17 protein-coding genes and 1 tRNA gene are annotated in these 17318 nt (G+C 31.7%); 10 read left to right on the forward strand and 8 right to left on the reverse strand.

What is annotated here, in order from left to right:
* Nucleotides 1–8 precede the first annotated feature (8 nt).
* Nucleotides 9–626: a recombination mediator RecR gene (gene recR, locus O5O44_RS12435; protein ID WP_289194633.1), complete on the reverse strand. Its 618-nt coding sequence runs from the start codon at nt 624–626 to the stop codon at nt 9–11.
* A gap of 167 nt (nt 627–793) precedes the next feature.
* On the opposite strand from recR, the gene O5O44_RS12440 reads away from it, so the two are divergent.
* Nucleotides 794–2242, forward strand: a complete 1449-nt coding sequence (locus O5O44_RS12440; protein WP_289194634.1) for a sodium:solute symporter — start codon at nt 794–796, stop codon at nt 2240–2242.
* Here O5O44_RS12440 and O5O44_RS12445 read toward each other — a convergent pair.
* On the reverse strand, nt 2213–2575 hold the full coding sequence (locus O5O44_RS12445; protein WP_289194635.1) for a CoA-binding protein: 363 nt from the start codon (nt 2573–2575) through the stop codon (nt 2213–2215). The two genes, O5O44_RS12440 and O5O44_RS12445, sit on opposite strands and share 30 nt — an antisense overlap.
* Before the next feature lie 106 nt (nt 2576–2681).
* On the opposite strand from O5O44_RS12445, the gene O5O44_RS12450 reads away from it, so the two are divergent.
* On the forward strand, nt 2682–5156 hold the full coding sequence (locus tag O5O44_RS12450) for a TonB-dependent receptor (RefSeq protein ID WP_289194636.1): 2475 nt from the start codon (nt 2682–2684) through the stop codon (nt 5154–5156).
* Between the two features lie 510 nt (nt 5157–5666).
* Here O5O44_RS12450 and O5O44_RS12455 read toward each other — a convergent pair.
* Nucleotides 5667–6671, reverse strand: coding sequence for a 3-oxoacyl-ACP synthase III family protein (locus O5O44_RS12455; RefSeq protein ID WP_026010026.1), 1005 nt, complete (start codon nt 6669–6671; stop codon nt 5667–5669).
* A 161-nt stretch (nt 6672–6832) separates the two neighbouring features.
* On the opposite strand from O5O44_RS12455, the gene htpG reads away from it, so the two are divergent.
* The 5 genes from htpG to O5O44_RS12480 all read left to right on the forward strand — a co-directional run bounded on the left by htpG (nt 6833) and on the right by O5O44_RS12480 (nt 12672).
* A complete protein-coding gene (htpG, locus tag O5O44_RS12460) occupies nt 6833–8743 on the forward strand; it encodes a molecular chaperone HtpG (protein WP_289194637.1) in 1911 nt (636 codons plus the stop codon).
* A 285-nt stretch (nt 8744–9028) separates the two neighbouring features.
* Nucleotides 9029–10183: an iron-containing alcohol dehydrogenase gene (locus O5O44_RS12465; protein ID WP_289194638.1), complete on the forward strand. Its 1155-nt coding sequence runs from the start codon at nt 9029–9031 to the stop codon at nt 10181–10183.
* A 139-nt stretch (nt 10184–10322) separates the two neighbouring features.
* Nucleotides 10323–10676, forward strand: a complete 354-nt coding sequence (locus O5O44_RS12470; protein ID WP_019387403.1) for a DUF3566 domain-containing protein — start codon at nt 10323–10325, stop codon at nt 10674–10676.
* Nucleotides 10677–10749: 73 nt separating this feature from the next.
* Nucleotides 10750–11388 carry an MOSC domain-containing protein gene (locus tag O5O44_RS12475; RefSeq protein WP_289194639.1) on the forward strand — a complete coding sequence of 213 codons (639 nt, stop codon included), beginning with the start codon at nt 10750–10752 and terminating at the stop codon, nt 11386–11388.
* Between the two features lie 42 nt (nt 11389–11430).
* The gene (locus O5O44_RS12480) at nt 11431–12672 is read left to right on the forward strand and encodes a DEAD/DEAH box helicase (RefSeq protein ID WP_289194640.1); all 1242 of its coding nucleotides are present in this window, start codon (nt 11431–11433) and stop codon (nt 12670–12672) included.
* Nucleotides 12673–12704: 32 nt separating this feature from the next.
* On the opposite strand, the gene O5O44_RS12485 is transcribed toward O5O44_RS12480, so the two are convergent.
* Together O5O44_RS12485 and O5O44_RS12490 are read right to left on the reverse strand one after the other, a co-directional pair.
* Nucleotides 12705–13103, reverse strand: a complete 399-nt coding sequence (locus O5O44_RS12485; RefSeq protein ID WP_289194641.1) for a hypothetical protein — start codon at nt 13101–13103, stop codon at nt 12705–12707.
* Entirely contained in the window at nt 13084–13671 is a 588-nt protein-coding gene (locus O5O44_RS12490; protein WP_289194642.1) for an RNA polymerase sigma factor, read from the reverse strand. The genes O5O44_RS12485 and O5O44_RS12490 overlap by 20 nt, the downstream gene beginning before the upstream one ends.
* Before the next feature lie 141 nt (nt 13672–13812).
* Between O5O44_RS12490 and O5O44_RS12495 the strand changes: the two genes are divergently transcribed.
* Nucleotides 13813–14160: a DUF6249 domain-containing protein gene (locus tag O5O44_RS12495; protein ID WP_019387408.1), complete on the forward strand. Its 348-nt coding sequence runs from the start codon at nt 13813–13815 to the stop codon at nt 14158–14160.
* 52 nt (nt 14161–14212) lie between these two features.
* On the opposite strand, the gene O5O44_RS12500 is transcribed toward O5O44_RS12495, so the two are convergent.
* Nucleotides 14213–14878, reverse strand: coding sequence for a M15 family metallopeptidase (locus tag O5O44_RS12500; protein WP_289194643.1), 666 nt, complete (start codon nt 14876–14878; stop codon nt 14213–14215).
* 38 nt (nt 14879–14916) lie between these two features.
* On the opposite strand from O5O44_RS12500, the gene O5O44_RS12505 reads away from it, so the two are divergent.
* Nucleotides 14917–15510 (forward strand): alpha-ketoglutarate-dependent dioxygenase AlkB family protein, encoded by a 594-nt coding sequence (locus tag O5O44_RS12505; RefSeq protein ID WP_289194644.1) that lies wholly within the window; start codon nt 14917–14919, stop codon nt 15508–15510.
* Between the two features lie 571 nt (nt 15511–16081).
* Nucleotides 16082–16783, forward strand: coding sequence for a DUF4369 domain-containing protein (locus tag O5O44_RS12510; RefSeq protein ID WP_289194645.1), 702 nt, complete (start codon nt 16082–16084; stop codon nt 16781–16783).
* A 57-nt stretch (nt 16784–16840) separates the two neighbouring features.
* Here O5O44_RS12510 and O5O44_RS12515 read toward each other — a convergent pair.
* Both O5O44_RS12515 and O5O44_RS12520 read right to left on the reverse strand, forming a co-directional pair.
* Nucleotides 16841–16914 (reverse strand) — tRNA-Thr (locus O5O44_RS12515).
* 60 nt (nt 16915–16974) lie between these two features.
* Nucleotides 16975–17244 (reverse strand): hypothetical protein, encoded by a 270-nt coding sequence (locus O5O44_RS12520; RefSeq protein WP_019387413.1) that lies wholly within the window; start codon nt 17242–17244, stop codon nt 16975–16977.
* Between the last annotated feature and the right edge of the window lie 74 nt (nt 17245–17318).

Below are 17318 nucleotides of genomic sequence, written 5' to 3' on the forward strand. Positions count from 1 at the left end.
TATTGGTTTTATAGTTTTATGGAAGATTCAAATGGAATTCGGTTTACAATACTTCTTCCAAGGGTAATTTCATCTGCATATTCCAACTCATCGCCTACCGAAATTCCTCTGGCTATGGTAGAAGTGGTTACATTGTAATCTTTAATTTGCTTGTAGATATAAAAGTTGGTTGTATCGCCTTCCATAGTAGAGCTTAATGCTAAAATTAGTTCTGTAACTTCACCTTCCTTTACTTTATTTACCAATGTTTCAATGTTTAAATCATGCGGACCAATACCATCCATAGGAGAAATTTTTCCTCCTAAAACATGATACAACCCTTTAAACGAACTTGTGTTTTCAATAGCCATAACATCTCTTATATCTTCTACAACACAGATAATTTGGGTATTTCGTTTTGGGTTGGCACAAATCTCACAAAGCTCAACATCACTAATATTATGGCAAGATTTGCAGAATTTTATTTCCTTTCGCATAGTTTGAAGCGCTTCAGACAAAGCTAATGTTTGCTCCTTAGGTTGTCTCAACATATGTAAAACTAAACGTAATGCTGTTCGCTTACCAATACCTGGCAATTGAGACATTTCGTTTACTGCACGCTCCAATAATTTTGAAGAAAATTCCATGCAGCGAAATTACTATTTAGACCTGAATTTCGCTAATTTTAAATTACCCTTTTAACACATTGACAGGAAGCTTTAGTTGTTTTGAGACTATAATTTTTTCAGAAAACGCCCTAAACACACTTTTTCAATTAATATTTGTACTTTCAAATCCTGAAAAAATCGTTTTTATGAGCACCACTCAAATCATGCTACTTATAGCAGCCTATTTTGTTGTTTTGATATTAATCTCTTACTTCACCGGAAAAGAAGACAGCAACGAAGCTTTTTTTAAAGCCAACAAATCGGCTCCTTGGTATTTAGTAGCTTTTGGCATGATTGGTGCATCGCTTTCAGGTGTAACTTTCATCTCGGTTCCCGGTGCTGTTGAAGCCAAACAATTTGGATATTTACAAGTGGTATTTGGGTATTTTTTCGGGTATCTAGTTATCGCTTATGTGTTATTACCTATTTACTACAAGCTCAATTTAACCTCTATTTACACTTATTTAAAAGACCGATTTGGGAATGTTAGTTACAAAACAGGCTCTGTCGCCTTTTTAATTTCTCGTGTTGTTGGTGCATCTTTTAGGTTGTTTTTAGTTGCAAAAGTATTGCAGTTACTCATCTTTGATCAATTTCAAGTGCCTTTTACAATTACAGTAATTATCACTATAGCTTTGATATGGCTTTATACGTTTAAAGGTGGTATAAAAACAATCATTTTTACAGATACGCTTCAAACGCTTTTCATGTTGGTATCAGTAGTTATTACTATTGGTTTTTTGGCCTCGGCACTAGATTTAAATAGTATTTCTGAGGTTTACTCCAATGTAAAACAAAGCACCATGAGTAAAGTTTTTTTCTTAGACGATGTGAACGATGCGCAATATTTTATTAAAAGTTTTCTAGCAGGTATGTTTATTACTATTACCATGACGGGACTAGACCAAGACATGATGCAAAAAAACCTGACTTGTAAAAACCTCAAAGAGGCTCAAAAAAATATGGTATCATTTAGTATTGTGTTAATTTTTGTAAATATTTTGTTTTTAGTTTTGGGTTTGATGCTTACGCAATACGCTAACCAACATGGAATAACAGCCAAAAAAGACGACTTATTTCCTACCATAGCCATGTTACCAGAAATTGGTGTACTAACCTCAGCTTTCTTTTTGCTGGGGCTTATTGCTGCGGCTTATTCCAGCGCCGATTCTGCTTTAACATCGTTAACCACTTCGTTTTGTATTGATATTATTGAATTAGATAAAAAACCCAAAGCGTCGCAAAAACGAATTAGAAAACGAACACATGTTTTTATTAGCTTACTGCTCGTTGTTGTTATTGTTCTCTTTGATGCTATTTTTAAAGATGTATCGGTTATCTGGGAGCTTTTTAAAGCGGCAGGATACACTTACGGACCATTATTGGGTTTATTTGCTTTTGGAATTTATACCAAAATTCAACTTAAAGACCAGTATGTATGGATTGTTGCCATTATTGCACCAATAGTTTCATATATTATTAATGCATACTCCGTAGATATATTAAGTGGTTATCAAATTGGTTTTGAAATACTAATTATAAACGGCATATTGACATTTTTAGGTCTAATATTGATTCGTAGAAAGCAACACTAAAGTACAAGCAGCTTCAAATTCAATATTATTCTCTTTTAAAATTTTATATAATTCAGGATTTTCCGTTCCAGGATTAAAAATGACACGCCTTGGATTTAACGCTAAGATATAATCATAATATTCCTCTTGTCTTTTAGGATTTAAATACAACGTAACGGTATCAATATTTTTAAAAGGTAATTTTTCAGTCTCAATAGTTACACCAGAAACTTCTCCGGTTCGCACTCCCAAAGCCTTTACTTCAATGTTGTTAGCCACCAATCTTTGTATAGCATAGTTAGAATATCTGTTGGGTTTTAATGATGCCCCAAGCACCAACGTAGGTTTATTCATTCGTTAATAAAAGTTAAAAGACTGTTAATATCCACTAAATATAGTAACAGAAGCTCAGTTTTTTCGTCTATTTTAGATATATCAATCAAAAAACCAAACAAATCAAATGAGAAGTTTATTCATTTTATGTACTGTTCTATTTTCTTTTTTTACAGTACAAGCCACAAACACAGACCCCAAAGATGATAAAACCGGAACTATTTCAGGTAGAGTTTTAGACGCCACTTTAAAAGAACCCTTACCCTATGTTAACATTATTATTAAAAATGATGCTGGCAAAACAGTTACTGGAAGTATAACACTTGACGATGGATCCTTTATTATTGAGAAAATTGAAGAAGGAAAAGTTGTAGTTAGTATTCAATACATAGGATACAAAACGGTAAACAAGAATATAACAATTGGCAAAGGTAATTACAAAGTTAATTTAGGCGATGTTTTATTAGAAGAAGAAGCTGAAGGCTTGGATGAAGTTACCGTTGTAGCCGATGTTTCAACAATACAACAAAAAGTAGATAGAAAAGTAATTACTATAGGAAAAGACCTAACAACTGCTGGTGCGAGTGCAAGTGATATTATGAATAATATCCCGTCTGTAAGTGTAGATCAGCAAACAGGTAACATTAGTTTACGAGGCAACGAAAATGTTCGTGTTATGGTTGATGGTAAACTCAGTAATGTGCCAATTGCTCAACTTTTAAAACAGATTCCTTCTACTTCGATAAAACAAATTGAATTAATTACTAACCCTTCTGCCAAGTATAATCCTGAAGGCATGAGTGGTATTATTAACATTAAACTCCATAAAAACACTCAAATTGGTTTTAACGGAAATTTTAATGTAGGTGTAACTAAAGAGGTGTTTGCTAAATTTAATAGTTCTATTGATATGAATTATAGAAATGGCAAATTCAATTTTTATGGCAACTACGGAAACAATATTGGTAAGTACGACAATTTTGGAGGTATTGACAGGTTGGACGATAATACCCGACAAGATTTTAAATTTGGTAACAATAATAAATCGCACTTATACAAAATAGGTGTTGATTTTTATATGAACGATAAAAACACCATTTCGTTTTTTACCAATCAAAATATTTTTCAAGGTGATGGGTTTGGAAGCACAATTATTACTGATAATACTTTTACACAAAGTCAATTATTTAGCAATGATTCTGAAAACAGTTCAGGGCAATATAATCTAGCTTATAAACATGAGTTTACTGATGAAAACGAAACATTAGACATTGAAATTGATTATAACGATTTTGAAAATGATGAAATTGCGAATTTCGATTTCTTTAATTTTAGTTTTCCACCAAATTATGTTGACAATGTAGATACCAAGCGTAATCAAACTACAGTAAACGTAGATTATGTTAAACCAATTAACGAAAAAACTAAAATTGAAGCAGGATTAGAAGCTCGACTTTTTGATTCGGATATTGATTATTCTTCTACAGGACAGACCTTTTCTAGCGACGCCAATATTATACCAACCCCAAGCACAGATTTTACCTATAACAGAGATATTTATTCGGCATATTTTACCTTCGGAAAAACCCTTGAAAAGTGGAATTATCAATTAGGTGTACGTGCAGAACAAGTTAACGTTTCGGCAGATGCCTTAAGAACTTTTGATGATAATAGTACAGAATTAATTCCGTTTACCAATGATTATTTTCAAGTGTATCCTTCAGCATTTTTAACTTTCAATCCTTCTGAAAAAAATTCATATCAATTAAGTTTTAGCAGACGTGTTGATCGTCCTGGTTTACAACAAGTAAATCCAATTAGAGAATGGAGTACACCGCGTATTTCTTCTTTTGGAAACACACAGTTACAGCCACAATTCACAAATTCTATGGAAACAAATTATACCCGACAACTTAAAAACGGCAGCATAACAGCAGGTGTGTTTTATAGAATAATTGAAGACAATATTAATAGGTACGTTTATATCGACAGAACTGATGTTTCTTTAGGGAATGCCATTTTATCATTCGACAATTTTGATAACACCACAGCATTTGGTTTAGAATTATCTACTAATTATCGCCCAACAAAATGGTGGAGTTTAAATGCTAGTTTTGATTTGTACTCGCAAACGCAACGAGGTATTACCGAAATTATTGATACCGATGATATTGATAATGCAACCGTTGATGATATTGTGAGATTAGATACCGAGGTAGATAATGTGATTTGGAACCTGAGAGCGTTTAATAATTTTAAAGTATCAAAAAAACTAAGTTTCTCTTTATTTACAATGTATCGAGGCGAAGAAAAAGGAATTCAGTTTACAAGATTGCCCATGTTTATGGTTAATACAGGAATGCGCTATAGCTTCTTAGAAGACGACAGAGCAACGTTTAGTTTTAATTATAGCGATATCTTAAATACCATGAAATTTGAGTTTGAAGGCGATACACCCTACCCATCGGTAGGTGGTTTTAATTGGGAGAGTAACACCTGGAACATAGCCCTTTCTTATCGATTTGGCGGAAATAAATACCGTGCACTGCGCAGAAAACAACGTGATGACAATACCAAATCTGGTGGTGGCGGATTTTTATAGAATTATTTAATAGTCCTCAAATATTTGATGGTTAGTATTTATCTGGATATATTAAATAAGAAACCCCTAAATCTTTACGATTTAGGGGTTTTGTTTATTCGGCTAAATAAAAAAATGTTAAAATTTGATTATCAACACAATAACATACAATAAACTTACGTTAAACGTATAATACACAATCTAACCAAAACGAAGAAGTAATTATTTAGAGTTAGTCGTCTACAAAAAACATATTCGTAAACAAGATTAGTATTAAAAAAACTCGAAACTTGTTTCGAGTTTTTTATTAGTTGTTAAAAATCGTTAAATGAAAGCATGCGCTTGTTATTTTATTGGATTTTAAACGTCTAAACCATTAAGATTCTTCACATTAGTGTTAATTGAAGTTGATTAATAGCTAGAAAAACCCGAAATATTAGTTTCGGGTTTTTCGATATAAATCTCTTGATTTAAGGTAACTCTATTTTTGCACCTTCAGTTAATTATCCAATTTCATACAAGTATCAAAGCTTACCATTTGATTATGGCACTCGCCCAAGTAAATCCACTACCAAAAGCTGCTAAAACTACATTATCGCCTTCTTTTATTTTGCCTTCTTCCCAAGCTTCAGTAAGTGCAATTATTACTGATGCCGCAGTGGTATTACCATATTTCATGATATTGTTAAAGACCTGATCGTCTCTTAATCCAAATTTTTTCTGTATAAACTGTGCTATACGTAAATTGGCTTGGTGCGGAATAAGCATATCTATGTTTTCTTTTTGCAATCCGTTTTTTTGTAAGCCTTCAATAATAACTTCGCTAAAACGTACAACTGCATGTTTAAACACAAATGTTCCATCCATATATGGGAAATAGGTTGTGTCTTCTTCTCCTGCCGCAATAATTTCGGGCACCCAATGTGCAATACTAGGGCCTTCAACAATTAATTTATCGGCATATTTACCTTCACTATGTAGATGTGTAGAGAGTATACCTTTGGTGTTATCTTCTTCTCTTGATAAAACACAAGCTCCTGCCCCGTCTCCAAAAATAACAGTTACACCTCTTCCTCTTGTGCTTTTATCTAGTCCGTTACTATGATATTCAGCTCCAATTACTAAAATGTTTTTATACATGCCGGTTTTAATAAACTGGTCTGCAACAGAGATGGCATAAACAAAACCTGAACATTGGTTTCTAACATCTAATGCACCTACGGTTTTCATATCTAGCATATCCTGAATTTGCACGCCACAACCTGGAAAATAGTAATCTGGACTTAATGTAGCAAATACAATAAAATCGATATCGTCTTTAGTCAATCCAGAACGCTCAATAGCTATTTTTGCTGCTTTGGCACCCATGACTGCCGATGTATCGTCAGACCCTTCCGGAATCCATCTGCGTTCTTTTATTCCCGTACGCTCTTGGATCCATTCATCGTTAGTATCCATCATTTTAGATAAATCATGGTTGGTAACCACATTATCTGGAACGTATTTTCCTAATCCTATAATTTTTGAATTATACATGTTTTTATTCAGTTTAGAATAAGCAAAATACAAAATTAAATCTTCAAAATGCAAAATAGTATTTCCCAAAATATTAATGTCAGTTTGTCATATTTATGTAATTGGCATTTTTGTTGACTATAACAGAAACATAATTATAAATTGAATAAAACTAAGATATCATGACAAAAGGAAACATTAATGTATCGGTAGAGAACATTTTTCCGCTCATTAAAAAATTCTTGTATAGCGATCACGAAATATTTTTACGTGAGCTTATTAGTAATGCTACAGATGCAACTTTAAAATTAAAACACTTAACTAACGTTGGTGATGCCAAGGTTGAGTATGGTAACCCTCAGATTGAAGTTAAAATTGATAAAGAAGGTAAAAAACTTCATATCATAGATCAAGGTTTGGGTATGACTGCTGAAGAGGTTGAAAAGTATATCAATCAAGTTGCCTTTTCTGGGGCCGAAGAGTTTTTAGATAAATACAAAGATTCTGCAAAAGATTCAGGTATTATTGGGCATTTTGGTTTAGGATTCTACTCTGCTTTTATGGTAGCTGAGAAAGTTGAAATTATTACAAAATCATATAAAGATGAACCTGCAGCACATTGGACTTGCGATGGTTCACCACAGTTTACCTTAGAACCTGCTGAAAAAACAGATAGAGGAACCGAAATTATACTTCACATTACTGATGATGACAAAGAATTTTTAGAAGAATCACGAATTCGTGAACTCTTAGTGAAGTACAACAAGTTTATGCCAATTCCAATTAAGTTTGGAACGAAAGAAATAAATGACCCAGAGCATGAACCTGCAACTATTACCGACAAAGATGGTAAGGAAACAAAAGAGCCAAAACGAAAAATTACGGTTGATAATATCATTAACAACCCAAATCCGGCATGGACAAAACAACCAGCAGATTTAGAAGATCAAGATTATAAAGACTTTTACAGAGAATTGTATCCAATGCAATTTGAAGAGCCTTTATTCAATATTCATTTAAATGTAGATTATCCTTTTAATTTAACTGGTATTTTATACTTCCCTAAACTGTCTAACGACATGCAAATTCAGAAGGATAAAATTCAACTGTACCAAAACCAAGTATTTGTAACAGATAATGTTGAAGGTATTGTTCCAGAATTTTTAACCATGTTGCGCGGTGTTATAGATTCTCCAGACATTCCATTAAACGTATCACGTTCTTATTTACAAGCCGATGGTGCTGTTAAAAAGATTTCGTCATACATCACAAGAAAAGTAGCTGATAAGTTAAAATCGCTATTCAATAACAATCGTGAAGATTTTGAAGCTAAATGGAACGATATTAAAATCGTAATCGAATACGGTATGCTTTCTGAAGAAAAATTCTTTGAAAAAGCCGATGCATTTACTTTATATCCATCGGTAGATGGTAAATATTACACTTACGAAGAGCTTTTCAATAAAATAAAGGCAAAACAAACAGATAAAGACGATAAATTGGTAATTCTTTACGCCTCTGATAAAGATGCACAACACAGCTACATTGAAGCTGCTAAAGCTAAAGGCTACGAGGTATTATTATTAGATTCTCCAATTGTTTCTCATTTAATCCAGAAGTTAGAATCTACTAAAGAAAATATCTCATTTGCACGTGTTGATGGCGATCACATTGATAATTTAATTAAGAAAGACGATAATGTAATTTCTAAACTAGATGATGATCAAAAGAAAACATTAGAAGAAGTTTTAAAAGAAGTTATTCCTTCTGAAAAATTCATGGTTCAACTTGAAGCTATGGATAGTAGTGCAAACCCGTTTATAATCACGCAACCAGAATTTATGCGCCGTATGAAAGAAATGCAGCAAACTGGCGGTGGCGGTATGTTTGGCATGGGTAATATGCCAGAATTGTATAACCTTGTTGTTAATACAAACTCTGATTTGGTTAGTGAAATTTTAAACACAAAAACCAAAAAGAAGCAAGAGCGTTTAATTAACCAAAGTTTAGATTTAGCACGTTTATCTCAAGGGTTATTAAAAGGTGAAGAATTAACAAACTTCATTAAACGTAGCTATGAGATGATTAAATAGTTGATACGCTGAAATTATTCGGCAACCTATTATATTTTAAAACCACTTTGTGCAAGCAAGGTGGTTTTTTTATTAAATCATTTTTTTAACAAATCCATTCAACTTTTAACATTAATAGCAGGCAAAAAATTACAAATATTAAGATCAAAATAAGATATAATAAACACTTTACAATCTTTAAATTTTCATTAATGCTTTTGCATTTATAAAATTGATAAAAGTCATAAAATAAGTGGCAACTATTATAGTCCTTTATGCTTTTAAATTTAAATAAAACTATCAAACATGTTACAAAACAGAAGAATATATTTACCCCCTTTAAGCTTAATAGGACCAGGTGCATTAAATGATTTAGGAGAAGAATTAAAGACACTTCCTTATAAAAAAGCACTATTTGTTACTGACAAAGTTTTAGTAAAATTAGGAGTTGCCAGAGAAGTATTGAAAGTTATCAAATCTTCTAATATTGAAGCCATAATATTTGACGATGTTCATCCAAATCCAACAGTTAAAAACGTAAACGACGGCTTAGAATTATTAGAAAAGAACAATTGTGATTTTATTATAACACTTGGTGGAGGATCACCTCAAGATTGTGGTAAAGCCATTGGAATTCTTGCAACCAACGGGGGCAACATTGGTGATTATGAAGGAATTCATTTATCAAAACATGCATCGTTACCAATTATTGCAATAAATACTACAGCGGGTACCGCAAGTGAGGTAACCATTAATTATGTAATTACAGATGAAGAACGCCATATAAAAATGGTAATGGTTGATAAAAACTGTTTAGTTAAAATTGCTGTAAACGATCCAAAATTAATGTTAGGAAAACCTGCAGCTTTAACGGCAGCTACAGGAATGGATGCCTTAACTCACGCCATAGAAACTTATGTTACGAAAGGCGCCTTTGGTTGGTCTGATGCTTTAGCGCTAGAAGCTATAAAATTAATATCACAAAGTTTAGAAAAAGCCGTTGTGGATGGTAAAGATCTCGAAGCGAGAAGCAAGATGGCATGGGGCCAATTCATTGCAGGACAGGCATTCTCAAATGCTGGTTTAGGATACGTGCATTCTATGGCACATCAATTGGGAGGTATGTATGATTTACCGCATGGTGTTGCGAATGCTATACTATTACCGCATGTAGAACAATTCAATATTCCAGCATGTGCACATAAACTTAAAAGGGTTGCACGAGCCATGGGCGTTGGAGTTTTAGAAATGAGCGATACTCAAGGTGCCAATGCTGCTATCGAAGCGATAAAAGCTTTGTCAAAATCAGTTGGCATACCTTCTGGATTAAAAGAGTTAGGTGTAAAAGAAAAAGACTTTGAAGAAATGGCTAAAAATGCACTTGCAGATGTATGTACTGGGGGAAACCCAAGAGATGTAACACTAGAAGACACTATAAATATTTACAAAGCAGCCATGTAATTAAATAGAAATTAAACTACACATAAAACCACTTTGCGAAAGCAAGGTGGTTTTTTTTTGCAATTAAACTAACAAAAAGTCTTAATTTAGAAGAGAAAGAATTATGTTAACGAAAAAGAACATGTACTAGAACTCATTTATGAATTTAACACAAAAAATGATGAGAAAAATAAAGAAAATTGGAGTATTATCTTTTGCGAAATTACAGGCATTTCTTGGGATTATTATTGGATTCATTTTAGGAATTATATATGCTTTTGGTGGATTAATAATTGATACTCTTGTAACGCTAGATTGGATGACATCTACTGAAACACCTGGGTTAAGTTATGGAAGTGTATTAGCATTTGGAGCACTTATTGGCATGCCTTTAATTTTTTCATGCATTGGTTTTTTTTTAGGAATTATAGAAGCATCACTTTATAACTTTTCAACGAAATGGTTTGGAGGTCTTAAATTAGATATTCAATACAGTATTGAAGCTAGAAGCTAAGAAAATGTTATATTACTTGAAATTATGATTATTTGTATAAATCATAAGTTTTAAAAATGCGTAAAAATAGCTCATGAAAATAATCTCAACTAACATCGCAGAACCTGTAACTTTTAATTGGAACGGTAAAGAAGAAACAACAGGTATTTTTAAAAAGCCTACCAATCAACCTATTTACCTAACAAAAAATGATATTAAAGGTGATGAAGTTACAGATAGAGTACATCATGGTGGCGAGTTTAAAGCTTGTTATATGTTTTCTGCTGAAGAATATCCGTATTGGAAAAACCTCTACCCAAATTTAAATTGGTCTTGGGGAATGTTTGGTGAGAATCTAACAGTTTCAGATTTTAATGAAAACGAAGTATTCTTAGGAGATGTTTATAAAATAGGTCATGCCACAGTTAGAGTTTCTCAATACCGTGAGCCCTGTTATAAATTAGGACATAAATTTGAAAATCAACATGTTATAAAGCAATTTATTCAACATGGTTTTGGTGGCACCTATCTAAGCGTAATAGAAGAAGGCACTGTTAGTGTAAATGATGAATTTAAATTGCTAGAACGACCTGAACATAGAATTTCTGTGGCACAACTATTTCAATTGGTGTATGCAAAGAAAAAAGACCAAGATTTACTAAAAATAGCAATTCAAAGCCCTGCAATTCCTGCTAAAAAAAGAGCTCTCCTGGGTGGATATTTAAAAAATTAATTTTGGCCATGTTTGTCATATCTTTGTGCCAAACTTTTACAAATGTCTTTTAAAGAATTAAAAATAAGCCGACCGATTTTACGTGCGGTTGCTGAGGCTGGTTACGACAATCCTACTCTGGTTCAAGAAAAAACCATTCCTTTTGTATTAAACAAAAGAGATGTTATCGTTTCTGCGCAAACAGGTACTGGTAAAACAGCTGCTTTTGCACTTCCCATTCTTCAATCTTTATTAGATAAACAAGATGCGCCAAAAAAAGGAAAAACTGTTAAAGCTTTAATTGTAAGTCCTACCCGCGAATTAGCTATACAAATAGAAGAAAATTTTAAAGCTTATAGCACATATACCAATTTAAGAACAACCGTTGTTTTTGGTGGCACTTCAATTGAACCGCAAAAAGATGTTTTAAAAAAAGGCATCGATATTTTAATTGCAACTCCGGGGCGTTTACTCGATTTACATAAACAAGATTTCGTTAACCTAGATTATGTAGAAACATTAGTATTAGATGAAGCTGATTTAATGCTAGACATGGGGTTTATTGACGATGTTAAAAAAATAGAGCGATTATGCACTAAAGAAAAACAGATTTTATTGTTTTCTGCAACTATACCTTATAAAGTTGAGCAATTAACGAATTCTATTTTAAACGAGCCAGAACGGGTGGAAGTTTCGCAAAATTCATCAACTTCAAAAAACGTAAATCAATTACTTTATTATGTTCCAAAGCGAAACAAAATAGAGTTGTGTTTACACTTACTTAGAAATACCATTAAAGGCAATATTATCATTTTTAGACGAACAAAATTTGGTGTGGATAAACTTGAAAAGACCCTTATAAATAATGGCTATAAAGTTGATAGTATTCATGGTGATAAAAGTCAGACCGCAAGACAAGAAGCTTTAAACAGATTTAAAAAAGGAGAAGTTAACATTTTAATTGCTACCGATGTGGCTGCACGAGGGATTGATATTAACGACCTTGATGCTGTTGTGAATTTCGATTTACCAAACGTACCAGAAACTTATGTACACCGCATTGGAAGAACTGCGAGAGCAGGAAATACAGGAATGGCGTATTCGCTTTGTTCTGCCGATGAGAAGAGTTACATTATCACTATTCAACAACTCATTCAAATGCAATTAGATGTTATTGATGAGCATCCTTACCCGCTAGACCCTAAGGCAAAACCTATTATCCATAAGTCGAAAAAAACAGGAAGCAAGCATAAAAAAGGGAGAAAAAGTGTCGCTTCTAAAAAGAAAAAGAAACGCTGGTATTAAAATCTTTATCCAAAACAAACGTAATTGATTATCTAAATTTCATAGCGTTTATTAACATGATTTTTAATTAGAGGTATTTGTATACAAAACATTAATGCTAAAAAGAGAATAGCGTAAGTAAATGTTTTCGATAGTGTTACATCTGATAAAACATTTATTTTTGAAAGAATTTTAAAATCTACTGACGTTAGCCAATTAGAAGATTCCGTTTTAGATGCAAAGAATATAATATATGAGACCACAACTAAAGCAATTAGAATCCAGGCCATTTTAGAAATTAGCGGTTTGTATACTGTTACTTCACTTTTATGCAACTCGTTTATTCTTGTAATCACTGCATTGGTAAAATCTAAAGAAGGACTTTCGATAGTTGTTTCTCCAATAACTTTTCTTAATAAATCCTCTAAGTATTTAGTTTCTTTCTCTTCCATAATGTTCAATAATTTCTGGTTCTAGATGTGCCATCATAATAGTTGCAAGTTTCTTTCTACTTCTAAACAATTTCACTTTCACATTATTTATTGTTAAACCTATGACTTTCGAAATTTCATCTAAATTTTGGTCTTCAAAATAATATAAAGTTAAAAGAAAGGCATCATCACTTGACAGTAATGCAATACATTTTTGAATAGCATGATTACGCTCTTCATCTTCTAATTTACTCAAAGCATTATCTATTGTTTTTACCTGATGCTCAGTAAATTCATCAATAGCAACATTGTTAAAATACTTTCGATTCTTCTTCAAACGATCTAAACTTCTATTATATGCTATTCTATAAATCCATGTTGAAAATTTTGATTCTCCTTTATATTGATTTATAGACTTATAAACTTTTATGAAAGTATCTTGAGATACTTCTTCAGCCTCTTCTCTATTTTTCAACATACGCAAAGTTAAAGTGTACACTAAATCCTTATAACGGTCTACCAGTTTAGCAAATGCATTGGTATCTCCTTTATTAATTAAATCAATATAGTGTTGGTCGTTGATGGTCATTTTGAAAGTAAGACGACCATTTTTCTTATAAGGTTACAATAAACTTTGAAAAAAAAATTAACTAATTGTGTAACCTAAATAAAATATTTGTCGTCATAAGCTATGTACAAATTAAAAGTAATCAATTAAAAACGAACAATTATGGGATCAGAATTAATCATTATACCAATTATATTTGGTGCAATTTTCGGAGTATTTTATTTATATTTTTCAACTAGAAATAAAGAGCGTTTGGCACTAATAGAAAAAGGAGCAGACGCCAGTATTTTTGTAAAAGGAAAAGGGTACACAGCGCCAATTTGGAAAATACTTATTTTAAACTTATCCCTTTTACTTATGGGTATTGGTTTAGGAGTATTTATAGCTTCAATTTTAGATCAATACACGACTCTGGATGAAGATGCGGTATATCCTGCAACTATTTTCCTTATGGCTGGACTAGGTTTATTTATAGGTTTTAATATGACCAAGAACTTAGATAAGGAATAGTCATATGATTTTTAATAAACTAAAAAACTGCCTTTTTATGTAAAGCAGTTTTTTAGTTTACAGGAAAATCAAAATACGTATTAGGAAATGGTTCTCCACGCAATGTAAAATGCCACCACTCTTTTGGGTAATTTCTAAACCCATATTTGCTCATATAAAATTGAAGTAGTTGTCTATTCTTTTTCTGTTGGTCTGTTAAGTTATCATAATTCACCCATGATTCTTCACCAAAAAAATCATATACACTTCCCATATCCAAAATAACACCTGTATTAGCGTCTATAATGGTTAAATCGAGCGTGCTCCCTCTACTATGTCCAGACCTAGAAGCAATGTATTCTTCCTTAAATAAATTTCGTTTTTTTACATTCGGATAAAAAACGGTTTTGTTAATGGTATCATTTAAATCCTTTGCCCAATTTATAAAATGATTTACGGCACGCTGCGGCCTATAACCATCATAAACCTTCAAACACAGGTTTTGTTCTTGCAAAGCTTCATGAACCAATTTAAGTGCTTCGGCAGACTCTCTTGTTAATATAAGTTTATTAGCGTGATAACCTTCAATAGGTTCTCCTACAAAATTGTTTGAAGTAAAATACCGCAATTCAACTTCTAAATCGGGTATAATATTTTCAACATACACAAAACCATTAGGAAGTTGGGCAAATATGCTGTTAATAAACAGGCAAATAAAAATAGGTAAAGTATAATTCATTATTTTTTGAATTATGCTAATTTAGAAAATAAAAGAATATGCTTTTTGAATCTCCAATAAATTTGAACTTGAAAGATGCAGATGTTGCATATTTTCCTATTTTTTTCAGTTTACAAGAAGCCAATGATTATTTTGATAGTTTAATGAGTCAAATTAACTGGAAACAAGATTATATAAAAGTATACGGGAAAACCTTCTTACAGCCACGCTTAACAGCTTTTTATGCAGATAACAAAAAGAATTATAAATACAGTAATATTACTATGCAACCAAATCCTTTTAAAGGTGACCTATTAGAGATTAAAAACAAAATTGAAAAGCAAATTAATATCAAATTCACTAGTTGTTTAGCCAATTTGTATCGAGATGGTAATGATAGCAACGGATGGCATGCAGATAACGAAAAAGAGTTGGGTAAAGACCCAATTATTGCTTCAGTAACTTTTGGTGCTGAAAGAGTTTTTCAATTTAAACACAAATTTAATAAATCACTTAAATCCAAATTAACATTGCAACATGGTAGCCTTTTACTCATGAAAGGTAAAACACAAACAAACTGGTTACATCAAATTCCAAAAACTAAAAAGAAAATAGGAAATCGAATTAATTTAACATTTAGAATTATTGCATAAAAAAACCGAGTTCCCTCAAACTCGGTCTTTTTTCAATTTGCTTTTTATACTATGATGCTAGATTTGGGGTTTCCTTTTTTAACAACATAATGCAAATATTAATTAATTAATCCATTGAACTAAAAAGTGTGTTATTTAGTACATGTCAAATATAGAATTTCAAAATATATTTGAACGACAAAATACATTAAAAATCGATGAAATACATTTAATTTTAACATTTACGGATGAGTTCATCGATATTATCGATGAAATGCACTATCAATGTACTTTAAAAACCTATTCCACTAAACAAGATGAACGAAAAAAGCATCTTAAATAAGATGCTCTTTTTCTAACTAACCAACCAAATATGAATTACAAATCTTCAGTTTAAAGTAACTACTCAATAAACTTTAATAACGAATGTAATTACGATTAATATATAGCAATCCTTATGCCAAAGAATTTGTTAATTTATTTTTAAGAATACTTTAACAAATAACAAGGACTTCTAAAATTATATAGACCTACTAGTAATTCACGTTTAATTATATGATATTTGTGCTTCTATAAAATCACATTAAACTTCATGAAGAAATTATCAATTCTATTATTAACTATTATATTTATTTCTTGCGGTAAAGAACAACATGATTTAACTGTAAAAGCCCATGTAAAGGGCTTAAAAAAAGGAACTCTTTATCTTAAAAAAATACAAGATACCGCTCTGGTTACGGTAGACTCAATTGTTGTTAATGGTGCAGTACCAATAGAATTATATAGTACTTTAGAAACCCCAGAAGTTTTTTATTTATACCTAGATAAAAAAAGTGCTGAAAAAGACCGAATTGAGTTTTTCGCAGATAAAGGTATAACGGAGATTAATACTACTTTAAAAAACTTTGCTTTTGATGCCAATATTAAAGGATCAAAACAACAAAAAACTTTAGAAGAATATAATACCGTAATATCTAAACTAAATAATAGAAATTTAGATGTTCTAAAAGAACAATTTGAAGCTCAAAAAGTTGGTGATACGGCTAAATTAAATGCTCTTATTAAAGAATCTAACAAAAATATTAAACGAAAATATTTGTATACTGTAAACTTTGCACTAAACAATAAAGACAGTGAAGTTGCGCCTTATCTGGCTTTATCAGAAATTTACGATGCAAGAATTGATTTATTAGATACCATAAATAATTCTTTAACACCTAAAGTTAAAGCGTCTAAATATGGTAAAGAACTCGGGACCTTTATTAAGGAAATCAAAAAGAACGAAGTAAATTAAAATGAATTCATATATATAAACAAAAAAGCCTTTCCGTTCGGAAAGGCTTTTTTTTTGAGCCGATGGAGGGACTCGAACCCACGACCTGCTGATTACAAATCAGCTGCTCTAGCCAGCTGAGCTACATCGGCGTTTTAACGGGTGCAAATATAATAGCAAAAATTACAATTGCAAACACCCGTTATAAAATTTTACCCTAGTTTGTTGATTTTTTCAATTAAAGCACGCCCTTTAGTTTCAAGCTCATTATTTATTGCTTTAAAATGAGCTTTTGGGTTATCAACGTCTTTAGCATTTACCTTTGCGATTAATTCATCGAAAGTCTCAATAGCTTCGTCAATAATTGCCTCACTTTTCTTAGTGTCCTTATCTGTATTGGAATATTCCCAAATGTAAACTGCTTCTATAATATCTCCTAGAACGTAATTTATATCCTTTTTTAAATCTCTAACATTTGCCATAATTTCTTATTTATTTAGGTTGCAAAATTAAACATAAACTTCTAATAGTCTACCGTTTTTAAAATTAATTATTA

It is taken from the genome of Algibacter luteus, from assembly GCF_030344935.1.
Lineage (GTDB): Bacteria > Bacteroidota > Bacteroidia > Flavobacteriales > Flavobacteriaceae > Arenitalea > Arenitalea lutea.